Genomic DNA, 21,399 nt, shown 5'->3' with positions numbered 1-21,399 from the left:
GGCCGGCATCGGTACATCGGGCCGTATCCGAGGATGCCGGTGTCGAAGGGGCCTGGCCTGGGCAGCCGCGTCGGGGGGGAGCTGGCCGCTCCCGCCCCTTCGACACCGGTGGAATGCGGTCGGACCGGGCACCGAATCGGCAGGACGACGCCCCGGCGCGCCGAGCGGTTGCAACCATCCGCCCCTGGACTGCATCGATAAGAGAAGATAGCCATGCAGCATCGCCCGGGGGTCTGCCCCGGTGAAGGACCAGAGGCTGTATCCGTTTCGGCAGTGAGCACAAGGAGAGTTGCTGCAATGCACCACGGCACCGGCCGCCCAACGGCCAGAACGACCCACCGTTTTCGCGCTATATTCCGATATTGCCTGAAGCCGTTGGCCTCAGGCCCGTCCGAGGAATCCGTCATGTTCCGGATCTGCCTGTGCCTGCTGATCGTGGTCGCCAGCTCGACTTCGGCTGCGCGCGAGATCAAGCTCAGCTCCGCCAACAGCGGCAGCTGCCCGGAATCGATCGCGATGGAGCGCGAAGCAGCACGCCCCGAGGCGCGTGCTGCAGCACCGGCGGCGCGGGCGACCAAGGCCAAGCCGGCCCTGCACAGCGACGCCGCCGGCAGCAATGCCCGCATCCAGTCGCCGCGCTGGCACAGCTTCCTGCCGGGCATGTTCCGCTAAGCACGGCGTCCGCTCTACCCGCCCTTGCTGAGCCTGTTCCGACGCCTCTGGCCCTCCCCTGACACGGTCCCCGACGCGCTCTGGCTGGATACCCGCGCGCGCGTTCCGTGGTTGTCCAGGCTCGATCCCGAACGCGAAGCGCGCCTGCGTGAACTCACCGCGCGCTTCCTCCACGAGAAGACCATCAGCCCGATCGGCGAGCTGGTGCTGGACCCGGTCCAGTGCTGCATGCTCGCCGCGCTGTGCTGCCTGCCGCTGATCGAGTTCGGCGCCGAAGGCCTGCGCGGCTGGTCTCAACTGATCGTCTACCCCGATGCCTTTCGCGTGAACCGCAGCCACGTCGATGCCGCCGGCGTGTTGCACGAGTGGCAGGACGATCTGATCGGCGAAGCCTGGGAAGCCGGCCCGGTGATCCTGTCGTGGGCCGATGTCGCCGCCGATTGCGAAGACCCGCGCGCGGGATTCTGCGTGGCGGCGCACGAGATGGCGCACAAGATCGACGTGCTCGACGGCCTGCTCGATGGCACGCCGCCGCTGCCGCGCCCCTGGCAGCGCGAATGGGCGCGCGATTTCCAGGCGGCGTACGACGCCTTTGCCGCGCGCGTGGATGCCGGTGAGGAAACCGCCATCGATGGTTATGCGGCCGAAGCGCCGGAAGAATTTTTCGCCGTCGCCACCGAGTACCACTTCAGCGATCCGCAATTGCTCGAGGCAGAGATGCCGGAAGTGGCGGCGCACATGCGCAGGTTCTACGGCCCCTCGCCCTTCGCGTAGGAGCGAGCTTGCTCGCGATCCCCCTCACGCCCTGATGGTCGCCTGATCGCGAGCAAGCTCGCTCCTACAGGCCCGGCGGCAGCACTACTTCGAAGCGGGCGCCGCCCAGTTCCTGCGAACGGCTGACGTCGAGCGTGCCGCGGTAGCTGCGCACCACGTCCTGCACGGTCGCCAGGCCGATGCCGTGGCCCTGCACTCGCTCGTCGCCGCGCACGCCACGCTGCAGCACCAGATCGATCTTGTCCTCCGGCACGCCCGGGCCGTCGTCGTCGACGGCGAGCAGCAGGCCGGGGCGGCGGTTGGGCGCGATCTCGCCGCGCTTGGCGGTGAGCAACACGCGCGTGTGCGCCCACTTGAACGCGTTCTCGATCAGGTTGCCGAGCACTTCCTGCAGGTCGCCCGGCTCGCCGTAGAACTTCACGCCTTCCTCGATATCGAACTCGCACAGCACGCCCTTGGCGGCGTAGATCTTCTCCAGGCTGCGCACGATCTGGTCGGCATACGTTTCGATTTCCAGCGGCGCGGCAAACAGCATGTGGCCCGACCGCGCCGCGCGTGCCAGCTGGTACGACACCAGGTCGCTCATGCGTCGCACCTGGGCGTCGACTTCCTCGCGCAGTTCCTCGGCGGAGATGTCCTCGCCGGCACGCGCACGCAACACCGCCAGCGGTGTTTTCAGGCTGTGGGCGAGGTCGGCCAGCGTATTGCGCTGGCGGTCGAGGTTTTCGCGCTCGCTCTCGATGAAGGCATTGATGCTTTCGGTAAGCGGTTCGAGCTCGCGCGGGTGGCGTCCGCTCATGCGCGATGCGACGCCGCGCTGCACCTTCTTGAGTTCGTCGATCACGCGCCGCAGCGGACGCAGGCTCCAGCGCAGCACCACGGCCTGCAACAGCATCAGGATGAAGCCGGCGCCGCCCAGGTAACGCCACAACGCCTGGCGGAACACGCTGACCTGGCGGCTCAACGCGGTGGTGTCTTCGAGGATGTAGATGGTGTACGGGAACTCCGACTTGGCATCGCCGCCGGCGCTCCAGATCAGGCCGCGACCATAGCGGTAGGCCTCGCCGGGCTGGCCGTTGATCTCGGTGATCGGCAGCGGGCCTTCGAAGTCCTCCTGGTTGGCCTCCAGCATCTGCCCGGCCGGCAGGGACGGGCCCTGCGCCGAGGCCGAGTCCCAGTGCCCGTTGGGCAGGATCACCTCGGCGTACAGGCCGCTGCCGGGCCGGTCCAGGCGCGGGTCGACCGTTTCGTAGGGCGGGATGAACTCGCCGTTGCGGGCGAACTCGCCGCCGGCAACGTAGGCCAGCGCCAGGCTGCGCAGGCGCTGGCGCATGTTGCTTTCGGCCGTTTCCAGGAAGGCGCGGTCGAGCGCGTAACCGGCCAGCGCCAGGAAGGCGATCAGTCCGAGGCTGGCGCCCAGCAGCTGCCGGGCCTGCAACGAACGCGGCTGTCCCCAGCTCATGGCTGCGGACCCGGCGTCGGCGCGGGCGGGAAGGTCATGGCGATGGCGATCGTCGGCATGCGCCGCAAGCGTACTAACGCTACCGCGCCTTGGCGATCACTCGCCGCGGCGCGGCGCGCCCCTGTCATCAGACGCCTGTCAGCGGTTGCGTGCGGGGGCCGGTCAGTCCCCGCTGCGCGCGATGGCGAAGCGGTAGCCGCGGCCGCGCACGGTCTCGATCGGCTTGAGCGCGCCGTCCGGGTCGAGCTTCTTGCGCAGGCGGCCGATGAAGACCTCCAGCACGTTGGAGTCGCGGTCGAAGTCCTGCTGGTAGATGTGCTCGGTCAGGTCGGCCTTCGAGACCAGCTCGCCGGCGTGCATCATCAGGTACTCGAGCACCTTGTACTCGTAGCTGGTCAGGTCGACGTTGCTGCCGGCGACGCTGACCGTCTGCGCGGCAAGGTCGAGCACGACCGGGCCGCACTCCAGGGTCGGCTTGCTCCAGCCGGCGGCGCGACGCACCAGGGCGTTGAGGCGCGCCAGCAGTTCCTCGATATGGAAGGGCTTGACCAGGTAATCGTCGGCGCCCTGCTTGAGGCCTTCGACCTTGTCCTGCCAGCTCGAACGCGCCGTCAGGATCAGCACCGGGAACTTCTTGCCCTCGTCGCGCAGCGCCTTGATCAACTCCATGCCCGACATCTTGGGCAGGCCCAGATCGATGATGCCCAGGTCGAACGGTACCTCGCGGCCCATGTAGAGGCCTTCCTCGCCATCCTGGGCGGCATCGACCGCGAAGCCTTCCCGCTTCAGGCGGGCTGCCAGGGTCTCGCGCAGCGGAGCTTCGTCTTCGACCAGCAGAATTCGCATGTGGACTCCAATGTCTGTCGTGTCTCGGCCGCTTCCCCGGACGGGCTGGCCAGAGCGTGGCGGTTCAGTCGTCGTCGCGGCGTGTAGGTTCGTCACGGTCGCGGCCGCGGTCACGTGTCTGCGGGTCATCCATGTAGATCTTTACCCGACCGCTGGAATCGACCACCTTGACGCGATTCACATCGCGACCATCGTACGGCACCCGCTCCGCGCTCAGCACCTGGCCGCCGGTCCGGCGCTCGACCCGGCGTACCGAATCGGACAGTTCCCGGCGATCGGCGCTGCGATTGTGGCCCCGGTCCTGGCCACCGCGGTCTTGGCCCTGACCACCACGGTCCTGGCCGCGACCGCCACCTTGACCCCGGTCCTGCGCCAACGCGTCGCCGCCTCCAACCACCAGGGTGGCGAGCAGCAGCAGGGCGAAGGGTCGGCGGATCAACGTCATCATGCTCGGAGCGGAGACTTCAACTGGGCAATATCGCACGATCGTGCGACGAGAGTGCATTCTCGGAACGATGCGGTGAATCCGGTCTGAACTTTTCCATCACGCCATGGCCGGGATTCAGCCCGACCACCGTTGCCAATGGCTCTCAGAAGATTTCGCCGACGCAGCAGCGCAGCGATCCGCCGCCGGCTTCGATCGCATCCAGGCCGACACTGCGCAGGCCGAAGCCTGCGGCGGCCAGGGCTTCCCGATGGGGACCGCCAAGGGCCGCAGCCGCCTGCGCGCTCATCCACACCGCGTCATCGGACAGGGCGATGGCATTGCCGGCGAAGGCTGCATGCTCGGCAGGGGACAGTTGCAGCGCGTGCGGCGCGTACAGATCGACGATGGCCTCGACCACCGCCGGATCGGCGAAACCACCGGCGCACACCAGCGCGGCGCGTCCGGCCAGGAGCGCGAGCACGACATTGGTGTGGTACTCGCCGGGTGCCAGGTCGAACATCAAGGTCGCGCGCAGGCCGAGGGCCTCGTGCATCAGGCGGGCACCGGCTTCGTCGCAGCGCTCGGACAGCCCGCAGAAGCCGAGGCCGCGGGCACGGTCGATTACCAGTGCACCGGTCAGTTCGCACGGGTGCGGCTGGGTCGACAGGTCGATCTCGGCGTAGTCGAGCACGCCGCCGAAGAAGGCGCGGATGTCCCCGCGCTCGGCCTCGCGCTGGCGCACCGGGTGGCGCATGCGGCCGACGACGTAGCGCCCTGCGGCGGTGGCGAAGACATTGTTGGGGAACAGTGCGTCGGGCGTTTCCGGGTCGCCGGCGAAGCACACCGTCGGCAGCACCTGCGACAGCGCGCGATGCAGCTCGCGGTGCTCGGCGCTGGCACCGGCCGCATCGAAGCCGGCGGCGTTTGCCATGTAGCGGTTGTCGGCGGCGGACTGCTCGGCGAGGCGGAAACCGTCCGGCGCGACCAGGAAGGCGGCGCGCGCGGTCGCGGGGCCGAAGTCGGCGGGCGTGGTGCGGGCGACGGCAACGAAGGCGGAAATGTCGCGACTGATCATGCCCCGATCATGCCCGATGTCCCACTGTAGGAGCGAGCTTGCTCGCGACCCAGCCGCCATACCATCCGGCGTCACAAATCGCGAGCAAGCTCGCTCCTACGAAGCCTGTGCCTCGATGGACGCGAACGACTCGGTCAATGCCAGCGCCTGCTCGATCAGCGACCAGTCCGCACCCGGCTTGTGTGCTCCTTCGCTGAGCACCTGGCGGAACGCACGGCCGCCACGCTCGCCGGCGAACAGCCCGAGCAGATGCCGCGTGATGTGCTTGAGGTAAACCCCGCGCGCCAGCTGGTCCTCGATGTACGGCCGCATCGACCGCAACAGCTCGGCACGGCTACGCACCTCGCCGCCGAACCAGGCCACGTCGAGCTCATGCAGCAGGTACGGATCGTGGTAGGCGGCTCGACCTAGCATCGCGCCGTCGGTGTGTTCCAGATGCGCGGTGGCTTCGGCCTGCCCGGCGATGCCGCCGTTGACGACAACCTGCAGTTGCGGCCGCTCGCGCTTGAGCTGGTAGGCCCAGTCGTAACGCAGCGGCGGCACCTCGCGGTTCTCCTTCGGCGACAGTCCTTTCAGCCACGCATTGCGCGCATGGATGACGAACATGCGGCAACCGGCATCGGCCACGGTATCGATGAAGGAAAGGAAGTGGTCCCAGTCGTGGTCGTCGTCGACGCCGAGCCGGCACTTAACCGTCACCGGCACTTCGCAGCTTTCGACCATCGCCGCGACGCTGTCGGCGACCAGCCGCGGCTCACGCATCAGGCAGGCGCCGAAGCGTCCGGCCTGGACGCGGTCGGACGGGCAACCGCAGTTGAGGTTGACCTCGTCGAACCCCCACTCGGCACCGATCTTCGCCGCCTGCGCCAGCAGCTCCGGCTCGCTACCGCCGAGCTGCAGCGCCACCGGGTGCTCGATCGGATCCATCGCCAGCAGCCGCGGGCGATCGCCGTGAATCACCGCATTGGCGTGCACCATCTCGGTGTACAGCCGCGCATGCGGGGCCAGCAGACGGTGGAACACTCGGCAGTGACTATCGGTCCAGTCCATCATGGGCGCAACCGACAATCGGATAGCCTGCGGATTCAACGTTTTCTGTTTATCTACAGTCACTTATGATTCTCGATTGATCCTGCGCCATCCCGGATTCTCCCGCCCATTCCCGTCCTCGCTGTACCATTCGTGTACCACTTCAAATTGGTACAACGATGGCGACCTTCCAACAGCGCGGCGATCGGTGGAGAGCCATTGTCCGCCGAAAAGGCTTTTCGCCCAAGTCGAGAACCTTTCCGACTAACAGCGCTGCCCGCACCTGGGCGGACCGGATAGAACGCGAACTGGCGGACCAGGAAGCTCGTGGCGTCGCCGAACATGACGGGGCCACCGTCGCAGAGCTCGTAGATTGGTACAGCACCTACGTCGGCCAACTGAAGCGGATCAGCCTCACACAGCGAGGAAACCTGTCGAGGGTGAAGGAAGGGTTGGGAGGCAAGATCGCCAGCAAGCTCACAGCTGCAGATGTCATTGAGCACACGAGGAAGAGGCGCCAGGGCGAGCACATCAACAAAGACGGACACCGCGTACCGGCATGCAGCGGCGCCACGATGAATGTCGAGCTCGGCTATCTGTCGGAAATGCTCAAAGTGGCCAAGTCGATGGGCAAGCTCACCCTGCCCCACGACCCGGTAGCCGAGGCACGCCCTTCGTTGCGCCTGGTAAGACTGGTTGCGAAGTCAGTCAAACGCAACCGGCGCCCAACCAGCGAGGAGCTCTCGAGGCTGAAGGCGCACTTCAATGCCAATGCCTGGCGAATGAAACTACCGATGGCCGACATAGTCGAATTCGCTGTCGGAACCGCCAAGCGCGAGGGGGAAATCACAAGACTTCTTTGGGAGGACCTGGACACGGCAACCCGAACCGCAGTCCTTCGGGATGCAAAACACCCACGCGCAAAGGAAGGAAATCACAAGCGCTTCCCGCTACTAGGAGCCATGTGGGCCTTGGTCGATCGTCAGCCTACCAAAGAGCGCCAGCGCATCTTTCCTTTCAAGCCGGACTCGATAGGAACAGCCTTTCGGCGAGCGTGCGTAGCGCTTGGGATCGAGGATCTTCACTTCCACGATCTACGCCACGAGGCGGCGTCTCGATTGTTCGAACAGGGCTACAGCATCGAACAGGTTGCCACCGTCACACTGCATGAAAGCTGGCAGGAGCTGAAACGATACACACAGCTCCGACCTGAAAGCCTACACCGCGACTAAGGCCCACAAAGAAGCCCCGCCTCAGCGGGGCTTCTTACTCACTGCCCCTTGTAAACAGCGACGGTGCCAGTCTTTAAGTCCAAGACCACCAAACGACCCAATCCAGGCGGCCGCGGAACATCTGGCGGAACACTGGAGGGTATGGCTGTCCAATAGATTTCATCGTTACAGGAGACCTTATCTATCAACTGGAAGTCAGTCATTCCGTCCTTCTGCAGCTCAGTTTGGACGCTGACTGGCACCTTCTCATCAACCCCAGTGCTAGATTGGCACTCGCCCGCCCTGCTACAGCCGACGGTTGCTGTCAGAACGATTACCATCCCCAAGCGTCGCATTTGTAGCGCCTCCTCTCCGAAACTGCCTGAGATAGCTGCGACTCAAGGTCGGTCTTGCAGGAGCCGCAGTAGATGTCGGGTGAATCGCCCAGGACTCCGTAGACACTCAGGCCCCTCGTTGCGCGTAGCGCCGTTCGAACTCTACAGGCGACACGTCGCCATTTGAACCGTGTCGGCGTTTCGGGCTATGGAACATCTCGATGTAATCGAACACATCGGCCCTTGCGGCATCCTTCGTTGGGTGGTTCAGTTGCTTCGCTGAGTGCCTTGCGTCGTGGAGCGCGATGGGGAGTGAGCTGACCTGAAGCTTCTGGTCAGCTCAACACGCTCCCACAGAGCACCTTGCCAGCGACCATCCTACTGAGATGGAACTACCCGCATTTCCCCGTCCGCGTCGATCGCGAACAATATGGTGAATATGCCATGACGACGCTCCTTGGGTGGAACTACACGAAGCAGATACCCATCTCCATACCTGCATGGCCTTTTCAACTCATACCCTGACTCATAGCCCGTAAGCTCGGAAATGCGCTTTCGCAAATCGTCCTCAGAGATCGGGAGATCTGAAATAGTCACCTCTATACAGGACGAATCTGCCCCCGCGCCTTCTTGGCTCGCCAGTCCATCCCCACTACTACAGCCAACAATCATTACGGCGATCAAAGCCCATATGCGCTGCATGAGTAATCCCTCCTCTGGGCATCAGCCGCATTAATTGTTTCGTTAGCCTCCTTCTCACAGCCACAGCTACTTTTGAGTATGCCCTGCGCACATCGCTTGCTCGCGGCATAGGCCCGACATTCACTCATAGCTCTAAAGCGATCATATGGCGTTAGGTCAGAGGGAGCTGCGTTCTCATCATCAGGGATATCCCCCCTGGCCCTATTGGCGCAGCCGTTGGCGCCGTAACGGGCTTTGTAGTCCGTAATATGCTGCGACTCGTGGTCTGCTGTGCAGCTGCGCATACACGAACTAGCGCAGTTCACCACCTCGAACCCACCTTTTCCATCGCATTGAATCGTTCCAATAGTGCCGACACCAACACGACTTTGAATGTTTGCGCATGAGATAGGGCTCAACCCCCGCGCATCCTTCCACATGAGTGGCGCGCTACGCGCATACTCGTACGTTGCGATTCCGCCCTTAAGTCCAATGGGGTCACTCTGCACATAGCGCCCACTGCCTGGCTCATAGTCGCGGAAGTAATTCTGCGACAAGCCGCTTGCTGCATCGTGTTGCTGACCTGGAAAGCGCATATCAAATCTGAAGCTGACACCATCCAAATCCGGATCTTCATTGGGGGACGTATTGCCGAACGCCTCGCCAATCAAATCCCAAGACCAGACAACGTCGTCTCGCTCCGCGTCTATGACGGCACGTGGAGTACCAATAGCGTCCGGTTCGATGAAGTGGAGGCGATAGAACAACGAAGGAGGCGGAGGGATATCCGGCCCCCGCATCGCAATAGGCGGAGAAATGGTGGGAACGGAGACCAACAACCCTATAGGCAGATCGTCCAACCAGACCATCTGTTGCTTGGGCGCACCCAAGCTGTCGTACTCGCCCAACCAGCGTCCTGACTCGTCAAAGATCGCAGTGGTGGAAGTACTGCCCAGGAACCGACGCACTTGTTCGCCGCGGGCGTTGTAAGCGTACTGCATCGCCAAGACGTTATTGCGTTCTACCCGAGCAATACGTCCCGTGGCATTAAAATAGAACGTTCTTGCGCCCCCACCTATAGAAATTGTGTTTCCAGCCTCATCGTAGCTCCGCTGAACACCACCCACAGCCATAAGGTGATGACTGCTTCCTTCGTAGGCATATGCGTCCGTACCGCTGGCGTTCGCAAAGCTAAGTCGATTGCCCGCAGCGTCGTAGCTATAGCTCTCAATCGCGATCTCGGTCAAACCATCTCGAAAGTCAGTCAGTCGGTTGAGCCCATCGTAGCCAAACGAAACTGCCCCTCCGCTCCACATACTGCCGGACTGGAGACGGCTCAGATTCCCGACCGCGTCCCAGTCGTACTCCAGGCTCAACTCGCCGCTCCCCATGAATGTGCTTTGGCTTGAAATCGCCTGCACTCGATAGTCATGGTCCAACACTCGCATAAACGACCGACCATTGCCGAATGTCCACCCACGGACCGGGCCGAAGGGATAGTACGTAGCATCGCGCAGCAAAACCTGCCTGGAGCTTCCTGCTGGCGTAACCCCAACCTCGGTGATGCGCCCTAACCCATCGCGCACAAAATCAGCCTTAGAGCCATCGGGATAGGTAACGCCACTCAACTGCCCAGTCTTCGTGTGGGCGTAGCGCAGGATGAACGATTGGCCGTTAGTGGTCTGCACCTTGCGGACCAGGTTGCCGAAGCGGTCGTAGCAGTAGACGGTAGCACCGCTGCCGTCGGTCATCAGCGTCAGACGACCCACCGCAAACGTCTCGCCAGCGGCACAGTCGGGTTGCACGGCATCGTAGGTGTAGCCAACATTGAGAGCGGTGTCGCTGTAGCCGATGGCAGTCAAGCGGTTGAGGGCATCGTAGCTGTATGTGGCCTGCTCACCCCTGGCATCGAGCGCGCTGATACGGTTGCCTGCGGTGTCGTAGTCGTAGTTGGACACGCCCGTATCCGGGCTCTCCAGCCGCTTCAGGTCACCGAACCCGTTGTATCGGTACTTGGTGCTCAGCCCCTTGGGGTCGACGACCTCAGTCAAGCGTCCCTGGGTGTCGTACTGGAACTGCGTGTTCGCGGCGATGCCGGCCGCGTCCTGCAAGGTACGACTGAGGCGGTTGAGCGGGTCGTAGTCGTTGTCGATAACTCGGCCCAGCGCGTCGGTCACGGTGTCGGTGTTGCCGTTGGCGTCGTAAGTGAAGCCTGTGGGATTGCTACCGGCATCCATGGCGGTCTGCAACTGCCCCAGCTGGTTGTAGACCCGTGACAGCGTGCGCTTAAGGCTGTCGTCGCTGCCCTTGAACTCTTCCTTGATGCGGCTTCCGGCATTGTCCAGAGTGTAGTGGATGCGGTTGCCGTCGGCGTCGACGATATCGGTTAGCCGGTGGGCCGCGTCGTACACGTAGGAGGTGAAGCTGCCGTCGGGCAGCGTGGTGCTGCTGACCAGGCCGGTGGGATAGTAGGCGATGCCGGTGATCTGGTCGTCGGCCTCACTGCCGTCATCGGCACCGCGCACCTTGCGAGCTGTCAGCCAGCCGCGCGGGTGGTACTCGAAATCGGTGACGATGCCATCGGCGCTCTTCACTGATACCACTCGGCCTGCACCGTCATATCGCAGCGTCTCGGTCATCTGACCAAGCGCGTTAGCCACCTTCCACAGGTCGCCCTTGCGCCAGGCGCAAGTGGTTGGAGAGGTGGCGCAGTCAACGTGGTCGGTGGCGTAGTACTGGTAGGTGACGGTGTCAGGCGCGTCCGTTCGCGGCCCATCGACGGATACCAGAAGCCCAACCACTGGACACGTCCCACTATCCACGTCGACCTGCTCGCAGTAGGCAAAGGCCGTAGTCCTGACCTGCGCCGTGATCAAGTCCTTACTTGACTGTGAAACAAGCTGACCGCGTGGGTTCCGCACCCATGCCCGTTCGGCCACTGCGGCGCCTGAGGAATCGTAAATTACCTCCAGGGAAGGCCGTCCGGTGCTGGCATCGCGAGTAGTGTCGATCGTTCTCGTTTGAGCGGTTACGGCCCCAGAAGACGTGAGCGCATCCTTTCGCACCGTACGCAGAAGCGTCGGATAATTGGTATCTGTGCGGGTACCGCGCCCATCGGTCGTGCTCCCAACCCACGCCGAGGACGCAGAGGCATATGAGATCAGCGTTGGCACGGACTGGCCATCCGCGGTCTCCACCCTCGAAGATGGTTTGCGGAAGATGCCGCTGCGCGACGCAATCTCCAAGACCAGTTGCTTACCTTCCGCGAACGATAGCGTGGCAGTCTCGGCCCCTGACAAAGTTGATCCGTAACCGATCGTCAAAAGACCCGCCCCGCCTGCATGGAAGGTAGATATCGCCCGACCTTTATGGTCAAACTGGTAGGTTGCGAAGCGGTTTACCACTCCAGTGGCAGATTCATCGCTGATACCCGTCAAGGCATGCGGGAACCCGCCGACAGGGGGAGAAGAAGCACAACTATTTGCCCCAACTGGACAGATATTTGCTGGCTCGTTGTAGTGATAGCTGCGGGAGGTTCCATCGGGGTAGTCGACAGCCACCGGCTCACCGTTCAGACCATAGCCGTAGGTAATAACGCCCCCATCCGGCAACTCTACGGCAAGCAGTCGCCGCCCACGACAGGTCGCTTGGTCAGACGAATCTACGCAAGGATCCACTGCGACGGCACCCGAGCCGACGACGGCGTTCACTACACCATAATGGAACTTCAGAGAGCGCCCCATCGAGTCGGTAACTCGATCCAGAACCCCGGCTGGATTGCCCTGCAACGAGGCATCCATTTCCTGAAACGCTGCATAGGACATTGTTAAGCGACTGCTTGCATCACCAAGGCGTTCAATGGCGATGAGTTGACCTTGAGAATTGAACGACTTCAGAAGTCCGTCGCCCGTCCTGAGCTCCCAACCTCCTGCGCCTACTTTGCGTAGAACAGCCCCGTACTCGTTGACGGAGTAGTAGCCGCCAACCTCGGCACCCGCATCAAACCTCTCCACATTGCCATCGTCAGCAACGTGCAGAACGTGAGAGCTGGCGGGCTCGTATATGCGCTCCGAATACTGATGATTCCAACTTGGCCCCATCATACGATTGGAAAGCTTCAGCCGGATCGAGTTGTAGTAGCGCGTAAACTCCAGCAACCCCTGATTGAAATCCGCCTCCCGCTGAATCTTCGCACCGGTTGCCGGGACGCACGGGTTGTTGTACGAGCACTCTCGCGTCGGAACCAGGCGCGTTTCGATGACACCGGATTCGTTACTGGCGCACACGGCATCCATACTTCCGACCTGAGATGCCGGGATGTACCCACCTTGCGCGTTGAGCTTCACGGTCAACGGCGCCAACCCCGCCTCGCATTCGTATACCTGTTCGCGCGAGGCCACTGCCTTCTCTCGGGAGCTGCCAGTACACACGCCTTGCGAGTTTCGGGCCCCGAAGTTGCGTTCGAACGTCTTGTTGTAAACGCTCCTCGGATCGAATCCAGCGAACACGCCATCGTATCCACCATACCCATTGCCGAACTCATAGGCACCGACATTGCTTGCGGTGGGGCCAGAACCATCCGGATATGTGCTCAGACGACCGGCGTACAGCGGCGGAGACGGCCAGGCCGACTCGTTCGTGAAAGTGACGTTGCAGGCGCTACCCGGCGCACCGCTATCCCGCGAGAGAACCTCTTTGAAGATGCTTAGGTCTCCGTTGCTGATGGGACATCCTTGACACTGACCAGGTCCGCAGTCGCCATATCCGCCGCGGCAGGTTGGCACTCCATTGTCGCAGTGGCAGACCCAGTCGCTGTTCCCGCCGAAGCTGGTGAACTCGTACAGCTTCGCGTACTCCTGGCCCGTCAGCTTTCCCGGCCTGGAACGCACCCGATAGATGTATGACTTGGGACTATTGTTGTTCCAGTTTGACTGGCTGACGTCTACCTGCTCAAGGAACTTTCGTCCACGCGGCGATGTAGCGCTGTCCTGCCGCATCCAGCTCTCTGCTTCTTCCAAAGATCCGAAGCAAGCCTTGATTCCAGATACACCGTGATTAGCACAGAACTCCCACGTCTGCGCAGACTGCGCAGCAGCAGAAGACATGGTGAGCATCCACAGCCCGACGACGAGAACCAATCGCAACATGAACAATCTCCCTATTGCATGAGCGAGCTCGATGAAGCCGGGAATGTAGCGCCGACGCAGCGCTAGCGGCCTATGATGGGGATTCCGGTGGTGGCGAGTAGTGCCAGGCCCGAAGGCCGGCAAGGTGGCGATTGATGGGGAATCGCCCCAACGAGACTCGAGCTGCACTTCCACGTGCCTCACCCCTTCCATTGGTAGAGCCCCGAGGCGAAGGATCAGTACGACCCTGCCGGCGTGTCAAGCATGCGCGCCCAAGAAGCCGTGACGAGCTCCACATTTGCCGACAAGCTAGATGCCCAGGCAGACAATGCAGTACCTCCGAACTTGCAAACCAGTTTCTGTCGAGTAGTCCCTGGCCCCTTGAACGGTCAGGGGCCCTGGCCAATGGCCAGTCGCCTGGCCCTATCATTGATTTTGGTGCAGCGCCTTAGCGTCCCGCGGGCGCGCGCCCGGCAATGCGGGCGCGGTCTTGTCGATGCCTGACTCTGGAATCAGTCGCCAACCTTTACTGGTTTGGGCTGCCACCCATCGCGCGGATCCTGATACTTGGTCGCCTCGCGAATGGAAGCAGCCCTCGAGGCCTCGGCCTGCTGCTGCGCAGCCATGTTGGTGCCGGCGACGTCCCACCGCTTTCAGTAGCGGGACGATCTAGAGTCCGGGATTACTGTAGCCGAACCTCGGCCAGGCGTTGCGCATAGGCGGACGGTGTCAAACCGCCCAGTGCCTTTTTGGGTCTCTCCTCGTTGTATTCCCGGCGCCAGGTTTCGATGACTGCCCGGGCATTAAGCAGGCTGGTGAACCAGTGCTCGTTGAGGCATTCGTCGCGGAACCGGCCGTTGAACGACTCGACGTAGGCGTTTTGATTCGGTTTTCCCGGCTCGATCAGGCGAAGGTCCACGCCGCGGTGATGCGCCCAAGTGACCATGGCCTTGCCGCAGAACTCCTTACCGTTGTCCGTGCGGATCACCTTGGGCAAGCCGCGGCTCAACGCGAGACGATCCAGCACACGCGTCAGCATGTGACCGGAGACCGCCCGTTCGGTTTCGATCGCAACCGCTTCATGGGTCGCATCGTCCACGATGGTCAGGCATTTGATCACCCGGCCTTCGGCGGTCCGGTCGAACACGAAATCCATCGACCACACCTGATTGGCGACGGTCGGTCGCAGCAGCGGTTGCCGCTCGCCAAACGACACCTTCTTCCGCTTGCGCCGCCGCACCTGCAGCTTCGCCTCCTGATACAGCCGTTCGACACGCTTGTAGTTCACGCACAGTCCCGATTGCCTGAGCTTGAGGTGGATCATCCCGACGCCGTAGCGCCTGTGCCGCTGGGCTAGTGCCAGGATGCGCTCGCGCAGCTCCCCGTTCCGGTCCGGCCGCGGCTCGTAGCGAACGGAGCTGGCGCTCATGCGCACCACGGCCAGCGCCCGTCGCTCGCTCAACCCCTGGTCCACCAGATGCCGCGCCAGCGCCCGCCGGGCCGGTGCGGTCACCACTTTTTCGCAGCGCCTCGCGGGTCACCTCGTTCTCCAGCATCGACTCGGCCAACAGCTTCTTCAGCCGAGCGTTCTTGCGAGCGATTGAGCGTTACCTGAGCGGCAGCATCATCGTCATGTCGTGGATGGGTGACGCGATGAAGCCGTGCTTGAGATAGAACGCCTTCGCTGCGTCACCGATGGCATGGCACAGCAACGCACGGGCGCCAATCTGCTCGCAGGTCTGCAACGTCCGTTTCACGGCGTCCTTGAGCAAGCCCTGTCCAATCCCTCGACCGACCCAGTCCACGTGCACGGCCAAGCGCCCCAGCACGATGACTGGGATCGGATCTGGCATGTTGCGACGGATGCGGCCAGGTGCATCTTCATGAGACACCGCACCGGCGGCCAACGCGTAGTAGCCCACAACGCCCTGCTGCTCGTCACAGACGACGAAGCACCTCGATGCACCGGACGCCTGATTCTGACGCGCTCGCTCCAGCAACCACTTCGCCAGTTCCGGCGCACTGCACTGGAAGCCGTCCAGCCGATGCCCGTCGCCGAGCGGGCCGGGGGCGCCAAGCACCAAGGCTCAGCGCTCCCAGGGTGCAGGCGCGGCCAACAGGCGACGGATCGCCGCATTGTTCTCCAACGGCGCATCGAGTAGAGCATTGAAGCGCTTCAGGGCCTGTCGATTCAGGGCAAACTGGGCCTGGTCGGCCAGCACCTCACGCGCCTTCTCGCACACCGCGTCCAGGATGAACTCCGTACGGTTCATGCCACTGACTTCCACGGCATGGTCAATCAGCGCCTGCTTGGCGGCAGGCGCCCGGAAATTGATGACTTTGTTGGCGACGGCGCTCATGGCGAGTGCTCCTGTTCTACCTACCTGTGCGTGCTGACACTTGGGTGCTCCCATGTGGGCACTCACATGCAAGCACTCCTGTGTGCACACTGTACATACATACCGGGAATTACTCAACGGCAATTCCCGCGTCATTGGAGGTGTCGCGCATACCCACATAACTAATTGATTTTATTTTGACCTCGCGGGCTCCCACACCATGTATACGTCTGCGCGCGCGTAGTGCGAGCCCGGGCGCGGTGCCGGGTAGTGGCGGAAGCCGACGCTTTCGTACAGGGCCAATGCGGGACCGAGCTTGCTGCTCGACTCCAGGAACAGTTCGTGGCCGCCGCGCGCCTGGAAGGCGTCGATTGCGCCCTGCATCAACAGGCGGCCGACGCCGGCGCCGCGCAGTTGCGGCGTCACGACCATCTTCGTCAGTTCGTACACACCTTCGGATTCGCGCTTGAGCGCGACAGTGCCGACGGCGCGATCTTCCGCGTCCACGGCAAACAGGACGTGGCCGCCACCATCGAGGATATGGGTCTCGGGGTCGCCCAGCACTTCACGGTCGATCGGTTCGACGGTGAACCAGCGTTCGAGCCATTCGATGTTGAGCCGGGCGAAGTCGTCGCGCCAGCGCGCTGCGTAGTCGACGATGCGGATGGGAGATGGGTTGCTCATGCCGCCATGATAGTGCGGCCCATGGCGATGAATCAGTGCTTGCCGTTGCCCTTGCTCTTGCCGTTGTCCTTGGCGCTCTGGCTCTTGCCCTTGCCTTGACCCTGGCTGGCGCCCTTGGACTTGCCCTTGCCCGCTGACGCCTGCGCCGGCTTGCCCTTGCCCGACTTGTCCTGCGCGCCCTTGCCGCGGCCCGGGAAGTCGCGTTCCAGGTCGGAATCGATGGTGATCGTGCGACCCCAGCGATCGTAGCTGGGCACGAAACCCTTCTTCAGGCGATGGAACTCTGCCGAACCGGGCTTGATGCCCATGCCCTGGGCCACGTTGCCCCAGCCCTGGCCATGGTCGCGTTCCCAGATGTCGACGACATAACGGCACGGTCGGCCGATGATCGATGCCAGCGAACAGGCGAGGTAGACGTCGCCCGGCGCCCAACGCCTGTCGACCAGTAGGCTGGTCACCAGGTCACGCGGGGCGCCGTAGTAACGCACCATCTCGTCGACGAACGGGTCGCGGTAACGGCTGCCGTAACGGTTCATGTCTCCCGCCCAGGTGTCGACCCAGACGTCGCCGCTGCGCGGATTCCAGCCGAAGGTGTAGTCCTGCGCCGAGGCGGCGCCGGCACCGGACAGGCCGACCACGGCGACAAACAGCCCGGCGAATCTCGACTTCCAGGGGGAACGCATGACGGTGTGCTCTCAACTGCGGATGGCGGCAATGCTGGAGGCGCGGCGGTGAATCGGTTCTGAAACCGCGCCGTCGGCCCGAAAGCTGTTGGCCCGGCATTTATACGAGTTTTTGGCTGGCGGTGTGAGGGACGGCTGTCGCCGCTGAAGCCGCTCCCACTCGGTGGCGCCATGGCAGGAGGGGTTGAGCCCCGACGCCACAAGCGACAACGGCACCGATCCGGTGCCGTTGTCGGATACCTCACGACGATCAATCGTCGTCGTGATGGCGGTAGCGACGGTCGTCGCGATAGCGGTCGTCGTAGCGGACGTAACGGTTGCCGTCGTAGCGGCGGTCGTAACGGTCGCGGTCGGAGTAGTAGTAGACGCGGTCACGGCGATGGTCGTAGCGACCGTCGTAGTAATGCGTCGTGCACTTGCCGTGCTTGTTGCACCTGCCATTGTTGTAGTAACCGTAGGCGTTGCCGTAAGGCGGGCCGGCGCGATAGACACGGCGGTAGTACCTCGGGCGCCCGTAGTCATGGACCACGATCAGGCGGTCGCGGTAACCACGGTCATAGCGGGAATAGGGATAACCGGCGTGATAGATCACGTCGGCGACATCCACCACCACGCGTACCCAGTCGTCGCCATCGCCGGCACGAGCCGGCGTCGGCGCCATCGCGACCGTACCCAGGCCGGCAGCCAACACCACAGTAGCCATCCAGCGGGAAAGGACGGTAGCCATCTTGATTCTCCTTGGTTGCCCACCCCCCGGCGGGCACGGCATCAAGATGGGGCGAGGCGGGTGAACCGGTTTTTAATGAAACCGGTCTGGCCAGGGAACACTTAACTGGCGTTGGGGTTGGCGGGTACCTTGCGGTCAGCCGGCTGCGGCCGCCAGTTGCCTGACCATCGCCGGCAGCTGCGCGGCATGCTCGACGCGGCGCAGGCGCGGGGCATCCTCTGCGACGTCGGCTTCGTTCTCGTGGACCCAGTTCGTGTGATACGGCACGTGGATGCCCCAGCCGCCCAGTTCCAGCACCGGCGCGATGTCCGAGCGCAGGGAATTGCCGACCATGACGAAGCGCTCCGCCGGCAGGTCGAATTCCTCGAGCAGGCGCGCGTAGGTGGCGGCATCCTTCTCGCTGACGATCTCGATGCGGCGGAACAGGTCGGCGAAGCCGCATTGCCGCACCTTCGCTTCCTGGTGGAACAGGTCGCCCTTGGTGATGAGCACGACGTCGAACTCGGCGGCGATGGCTTCGACCGCTTCGCGGATGCCCGGCAGCAGTTCCACCGGATGGCGCAGCAGGTCCTTGCCCAGGGTGACGATGCGATGCAGGTCCTGGGCGCTGATGCGCGATTGGGTGATGTCGACGGCGGCCTCGATCATCGACAGCACCATGCCTTTGACGCCGTAGCCGAACAGGGCGATGTTGCCCTTCTCGACTTCGTAGAGGCGTTCGTGCACGCGGGCGTCGTGCAGGTCGACGTAGGCGCCGACGATGCGTTCGAAATCGAGCTGGGCCTGGTCGAAGTAGTCCTGGCTGCGCCAGAGGGTGTCGTCGGCGTCGAAGCCGATCAGCTGGATGGCACTCATGTGGGCATTATGAAGGAGGTCGTCATCCCGGCGAACGCCGGGATCCAGTTCGAGGCATCAAGCAAGAAGTTGGCGGCGACCGGCCGGAGTGACAGCCTGGATCCCGGCGTTCGCCGGGATGACGGTGTCGGGGCTGACGACGGTGAGGAGGCGGATGTGTTGCGGGCCTGGGTCCCGGCGTTCGCCGGGACGACGTTGACTGGGCGGACTCGCTTGCGCTGCCGCCTTCAAAAGAACAAGGGCGGCCGAAGCCGCCCTTGCAGGGAGAGAGTGACGCTGGCTGGTCAGCCGCCGCTGCCGCTCTTGGGGGCCGACTGCACCTTGGCGACGTAAGCCTTGTACTCGTCGGTGGTCAGCGCGCCGTCGGCGTTGGCGTCGGCCTTGTCGAATACCTGGCCCAGTGCCGGCACGGTGGCCGCTTCGGTCTTGCTCAGGGCGCCGTCCTTGTTCGAATCAACATCGGCCCAGCTCTTCTTCTGCGGCGCTGCGGTCGGAGCAGCGGCAGCCGGGCCAGCCGGTTCGGCCTGGGCCGCGGCGGCGTCCTGGGTCGGCGCCGGGGACGCCGACTGTGCGAAGGCGAGCGGTGCGGACAGAGCGGCGACAAGAGCGGCAGCGGCGAGCAGCGGCTTGCGGGAATGGATGGTCATGCGTGTCTCCTGAAGTGGGCGGCCGTGAAGACCTGATCTCTGCGCGGGAGGGGCAACGTTGCCCCCGACGTGCCGCACGACCCCACCTTGCCGGCGCCCGCATGAACGCTTCTGCGGCGGCAGTCGTTAAACCAGCGTTTTCTTAACCACGCTGACTGCGAATGCCGGTAGCGCGGCCCCAATTGAGTGACCGGATTTGCGAATGAATGTGACGGAGCCTGAAGTTTCCGCTCGCACGGGCAAGCCCGCTTGGCTGAACACAACACAACCTTCACCAACAACGGCGTCAACCAGCGGGATTGATCAAGTTCGAGGACAAGCGGCGCAACGCCGACGCGAAAATCTGAAAACGGTACAGGCGCGCTCACCGGGGACCGCAGTTGGCCGTTTCAAGCTTCGTCCTCGCCGCGGACGTCGGCATACGGCACACCCTCTTCGTCGAATTCGACGATCACGGTGATCGGGCGGCAGCAGACCTGGCAGTCTTCGATGTAGTTCTGCGACCCGGCCGAGTCGTCGATCACCAGGGTGATGGTTTCGCCGCAGTACGGGCACTGCACGTCGACGGTGGGAAGCATGGCTTGGCTCCCGCGCGGTCGGGGCGGCAGCCCCTTCCACGTTTCAGGGTTTGGGCAGCGGCTGATCGGGCGCCGGCACCAGCTCGATGTCGACCGGCGCGCCCGGGTTGTGGCTGCGGAGGTGGAACCGGGAAGCGTCGATCGCGAGGATGTCGGTCGGATAACTGATGCCTTCCTCGACCATCACCAGCGCGCCCTTCTCGTACGTCCAGCGGCCGTGCATCGGCGTTCCATTGGGCGAATCGATGACCAGCGTGCCGTCGGAGAGGAACGTGTAGGTCGTGCCGGCTTCCACCGTGCCTGACGGCTTGACCTTCCACACCTTGTCGACGAACGCCGAGGGCAATGCCGCCGTCGCTGCCGGTGACAGTGACGCATCCTCCGAAGGCAGCGGTGCATCGGTCGAGCGTGCCGGCTGCGCGGAGGTGTCGGCGGTGACCTGCGGTGCCGGCGTCGGTTCAGGCGTCGGCGCCTGCGCCTTGCACGCAGCAAGAACCAGCGTGATCGCGACAAGCAGTGCGGTCCTGCATGTGGAAGCCATCTGTCCTTCTCTCATGGTTGCCGATGCGTGGCACCTTAGCACCGTCGTCAGCACGGCCGTCGGCATCGGCGGCAATCTCCGGCACGCTCATCACGCGCCACTAACCTTGGCGCGGCAAAGCTGGCGACCACAGCTGCGAGCGATGGGCGTCGGTCCGGCCACACAAGCCTGGCGCGCGCTCCCGTGACATTCCGGGAGGGAAATGATGAAGATCCGCCATGTATTCAGCACTCCCGATCTGGACACTGCGCAGGCGGTGATGAACGCCGCGCGCAGCGCCGGTGTCGGCAATGACGACATCCTGCTCGTGGCACGCTCGGACATCGAGCTGGAAGATGTGCCCAACGAATTCAAGGAAGCCGATACCGACCTGATTCCAGCGGCACTGCGCGGCGCCGGTTATGGCGGTGCGGCTGGCCTGCTCGCGGGTCTGGCAGCGGTGGTGCTGACGCCGATCGGACTCACCCTGGCCGGCGCCGCGGCGGCGACCGTGGCTGGCGCGGCGGTGGGCTGCTGGGCGTCGGCGCTGGTCGGTTCGTCGATACCCGATCCGATACGGCGCAAGTTCGATGCCGAGATCCAGGCCGGGCGCATCCTGGTCGTGCTCGATGGCAAGAAGGAATTCCTCGACCCGCTCGAACCGACATTGATTGCCGCTGGCGCCACGCCTCTGCCCTACGAGTCGGCCAAGGCGTTGGCCTGAACCG

17 protein-coding genes and 3 pseudogenes are annotated in these 21,399 nt (G+C 63.6%); 3 read left to right on the top strand and 17 right to left on the bottom strand.

Features of this window, described 5'->3' with window-relative positions; genetic code table 11:
- The first annotated feature begins 638 nt into the window (after window positions 1-638).
- Window positions 639-1,446: pseudogene (locus AC3A3X_RS13745) on the top strand (M90 family metallopeptidase).
- Between the two features lie 64 nt (window positions 1,447-1,510).
- On the opposite strand, the gene AC3A3X_RS13740 reads toward AC3A3X_RS13745, so the two are convergent.
- From AC3A3X_RS13740 to dusA, 5 genes are all read right to left on the bottom strand, one after another.
- Window positions 1,511-2,908 (bottom strand): ATP-binding protein, encoded by a 1,398-nt coding sequence (locus AC3A3X_RS13740; protein ID WP_487583584.1) that lies wholly within the window; start codon window positions 2,906-2,908, stop codon window positions 1,511-1,513.
- 162 nt (window positions 2,909-3,070) lie between these two features.
- Window positions 3,071-3,754 carry a response regulator transcription factor gene (locus AC3A3X_RS13735; RefSeq protein WP_158733946.1) on the bottom strand — a complete coding sequence of 228 codons (684 nt, stop codon included), beginning with the start codon at window positions 3,752-3,754 and terminating at the stop codon, window positions 3,071-3,073.
- Window positions 3,755-3,818: 64 nt separating this feature from the next.
- Window positions 3,819-4,202 carry a PepSY domain-containing protein gene (locus tag AC3A3X_RS13730; RefSeq protein WP_487583583.1) on the bottom strand — a complete coding sequence of 128 codons (384 nt, stop codon included), beginning with the start codon at window positions 4,200-4,202 and terminating at the stop codon, window positions 3,819-3,821.
- Window positions 4,203-4,344: 142 nt separating this feature from the next.
- Window positions 4,345-5,256, bottom strand: coding sequence for an arginine deiminase-related protein (locus AC3A3X_RS13725; RefSeq protein ID WP_487583582.1), 912 nt, complete (start codon window positions 5,254-5,256; stop codon window positions 4,345-4,347).
- Between the two features lie 96 nt (window positions 5,257-5,352).
- Complete coding sequence (dusA, locus tag AC3A3X_RS13720) at window positions 5,353-6,369, bottom strand: tRNA dihydrouridine(20/20a) synthase DusA (RefSeq protein ID WP_487583581.1); 1,017 nt, start codon at window positions 6,367-6,369, stop codon at window positions 5,353-5,355.
- A 95-nt stretch (window positions 6,370-6,464) separates the two neighbouring features.
- Here dusA and AC3A3X_RS13715 point away from each other — a divergent pair, with 95 nt between their 5' ends.
- Complete coding sequence (locus AC3A3X_RS13715; protein WP_487583580.1) at window positions 6,465-7,517, top strand: phage integrase; 1,053 nt, start codon at window positions 6,465-6,467, stop codon at window positions 7,515-7,517.
- A gap of 441 nt (window positions 7,518-7,958) precedes the next feature.
- Here AC3A3X_RS13715 and AC3A3X_RS13710 read toward each other — a convergent pair.
- The 12 genes and pseudogenes from AC3A3X_RS13710 to AC3A3X_RS13655 form a co-directional block, all read right to left on the bottom strand.
- A pseudogene (locus AC3A3X_RS13710) lies at window positions 7,959-8,090 on the bottom strand (IS3 family transposase); the annotation flags it as partial.
- A 421-nt stretch (window positions 8,091-8,511) separates the two neighbouring features.
- The gene (locus AC3A3X_RS13705) at window positions 8,512-13,659 is read right to left on the bottom strand and encodes an RHS repeat-associated core domain-containing protein (protein ID WP_487583579.1); all 5,148 of its coding nucleotides are present in this window, start codon (window positions 13,657-13,659) and stop codon (window positions 8,512-8,514) included.
- 648 nt (window positions 13,660-14,307) lie between these two features.
- Window positions 14,308-15,227, bottom strand: a pseudogene (locus AC3A3X_RS13700) (IS3 family transposase); the annotation flags it as partial.
- 18 nt (window positions 15,228-15,245) lie between these two features.
- Complete coding sequence (locus AC3A3X_RS13695) at window positions 15,246-15,719, bottom strand: GNAT family N-acetyltransferase (protein ID WP_487583597.1); 474 nt, start codon at window positions 15,717-15,719, stop codon at window positions 15,246-15,248.
- A 6-nt stretch (window positions 15,720-15,725) separates the two neighbouring features.
- Entirely contained in the window at window positions 15,726-15,998 is a 273-nt protein-coding gene (locus AC3A3X_RS13690) for a type II toxin-antitoxin system TacA family antitoxin (RefSeq protein WP_487583578.1), read from the bottom strand.
- A gap of 171 nt (window positions 15,999-16,169) precedes the next feature.
- Window positions 16,170-16,661 (bottom strand): GNAT family N-acetyltransferase, encoded by a 492-nt coding sequence (locus AC3A3X_RS13685; protein ID WP_487583577.1) that lies wholly within the window; start codon window positions 16,659-16,661, stop codon window positions 16,170-16,172.
- A 32-nt stretch (window positions 16,662-16,693) separates the two neighbouring features.
- Entirely contained in the window at window positions 16,694-17,344 is a 651-nt protein-coding gene (locus AC3A3X_RS13680) for a hypothetical protein (RefSeq protein WP_487583576.1), read from the bottom strand.
- A 250-nt stretch (window positions 17,345-17,594) separates the two neighbouring features.
- Complete coding sequence (locus tag AC3A3X_RS13675; protein WP_487583575.1) at window positions 17,595-18,071, bottom strand: hypothetical protein; 477 nt, start codon at window positions 18,069-18,071, stop codon at window positions 17,595-17,597.
- A 135-nt stretch (window positions 18,072-18,206) separates the two neighbouring features.
- Complete coding sequence (locus AC3A3X_RS13670; RefSeq protein ID WP_487583574.1) at window positions 18,207-18,926, bottom strand: HAD family hydrolase; 720 nt, start codon at window positions 18,924-18,926, stop codon at window positions 18,207-18,209.
- Between the two features lie 284 nt (window positions 18,927-19,210).
- Window positions 19,211-19,573, bottom strand: a complete 363-nt coding sequence (locus AC3A3X_RS13665) for an EF-hand domain-containing protein (RefSeq protein ID WP_487583573.1) — start codon at window positions 19,571-19,573, stop codon at window positions 19,211-19,213.
- 389 nt (window positions 19,574-19,962) lie between these two features.
- Window positions 19,963-20,151 (bottom strand): CPXCG motif-containing cysteine-rich protein, encoded by a 189-nt coding sequence (locus tag AC3A3X_RS13660; RefSeq protein WP_487583572.1) that lies wholly within the window; start codon window positions 20,149-20,151, stop codon window positions 19,963-19,965.
- A 43-nt stretch (window positions 20,152-20,194) separates the two neighbouring features.
- On the bottom strand, window positions 20,195-20,692 hold the full coding sequence (locus AC3A3X_RS13655) for a hypothetical protein (RefSeq protein WP_487583571.1): 498 nt from the start codon (window positions 20,690-20,692) through the stop codon (window positions 20,195-20,197).
- A gap of 205 nt (window positions 20,693-20,897) precedes the next feature.
- Between AC3A3X_RS13655 and AC3A3X_RS13650 the strand changes: the two genes are divergently transcribed.
- Window positions 20,898-21,395: a hypothetical protein gene (locus AC3A3X_RS13650; protein ID WP_487583570.1), complete on the top strand. Its 498-nt coding sequence runs from the start codon at window positions 20,898-20,900 to the stop codon at window positions 21,393-21,395.
- The last annotated feature ends 4 nt before the right edge of the window (window positions 21,396-21,399 follow it).

Source organism: Lysobacter sp. Soil_N_23, from assembly GCF_057656135.1.
This window is presented reverse-complemented; position numbering and strand designations above follow the sequence as displayed.

Coding starts and splice junctions, on each gene's coding strand:
- AC3A3X_RS13670 (WP_487583574.1), bottom strand. CDS start 18,926: ATGAGTGCCATCCAGCTGATCGGCTTCGACGCCGACGACACCCTCTGG.
- AC3A3X_RS13730 (WP_487583583.1), bottom strand. CDS start 4,202: ATGATGACGTTGATCCGCCGACCCTTCGCCCTGCTGCTGCTCGCCACC.
- AC3A3X_RS13655 (WP_487583571.1), bottom strand. CDS start 20,692: ATGGCTTCCACATGCAGGACCGCACTGCTTGTCGCGATCACGCTGGTT.
- AC3A3X_RS13715 (WP_487583580.1), top strand. CDS start 6,465: ATGGCGACCTTCCAACAGCGCGGCGATCGGTGGAGAGCCATTGTCCGC.
- AC3A3X_RS13735 (WP_158733946.1), bottom strand. CDS start 3,754: ATGCGAATTCTGCTGGTCGAAGACGAAGCTCCGCTGCGCGAGACCCTG.
- AC3A3X_RS13660 (WP_487583572.1), bottom strand. CDS start 20,151: ATGCTTCCCACCGTCGACGTGCAGTGCCCGTACTGCGGCGAAACCATC.
- AC3A3X_RS13680 (WP_487583576.1), bottom strand. CDS start 17,344: ATGCGTTCCCCCTGGAAGTCGAGATTCGCCGGGCTGTTTGTCGCCGTG.
- AC3A3X_RS13650 (WP_487583570.1), top strand. CDS start 20,898: ATGAAGATCCGCCATGTATTCAGCACTCCCGATCTGGACACTGCGCAG.
- AC3A3X_RS13740 (WP_487583584.1), bottom strand. CDS start 2,908: ATGAGCTGGGGACAGCCGCGTTCGTTGCAGGCCCGGCAGCTGCTGGGC.
- AC3A3X_RS13685 (WP_487583577.1), bottom strand. CDS start 16,661: ATGAGCAACCCATCTCCCATCCGCATCGTCGACTACGCAGCGCGCTGG.
- AC3A3X_RS13705 (WP_487583579.1), bottom strand. CDS start 13,659: ATGTTGCGATTGGTTCTCGTCGTCGGGCTGTGGATGCTCACCATGTCT.
- AC3A3X_RS13675 (WP_487583575.1), bottom strand. CDS start 18,071: ATGGCTACCGTCCTTTCCCGCTGGATGGCTACTGTGGTGTTGGCTGCC.
- AC3A3X_RS13665 (WP_487583573.1), bottom strand. CDS start 19,573: ATGACCATCCATTCCCGCAAGCCGCTGCTCGCCGCTGCCGCTCTTGTC.
- AC3A3X_RS13690 (WP_487583578.1), bottom strand. CDS start 15,998: ATGAGCGCCGTCGCCAACAAAGTCATCAATTTCCGGGCGCCTGCCGCC.
- AC3A3X_RS13725 (WP_487583582.1), bottom strand. CDS start 5,256: ATGATCAGTCGCGACATTTCCGCCTTCGTTGCCGTCGCCCGCACCACG.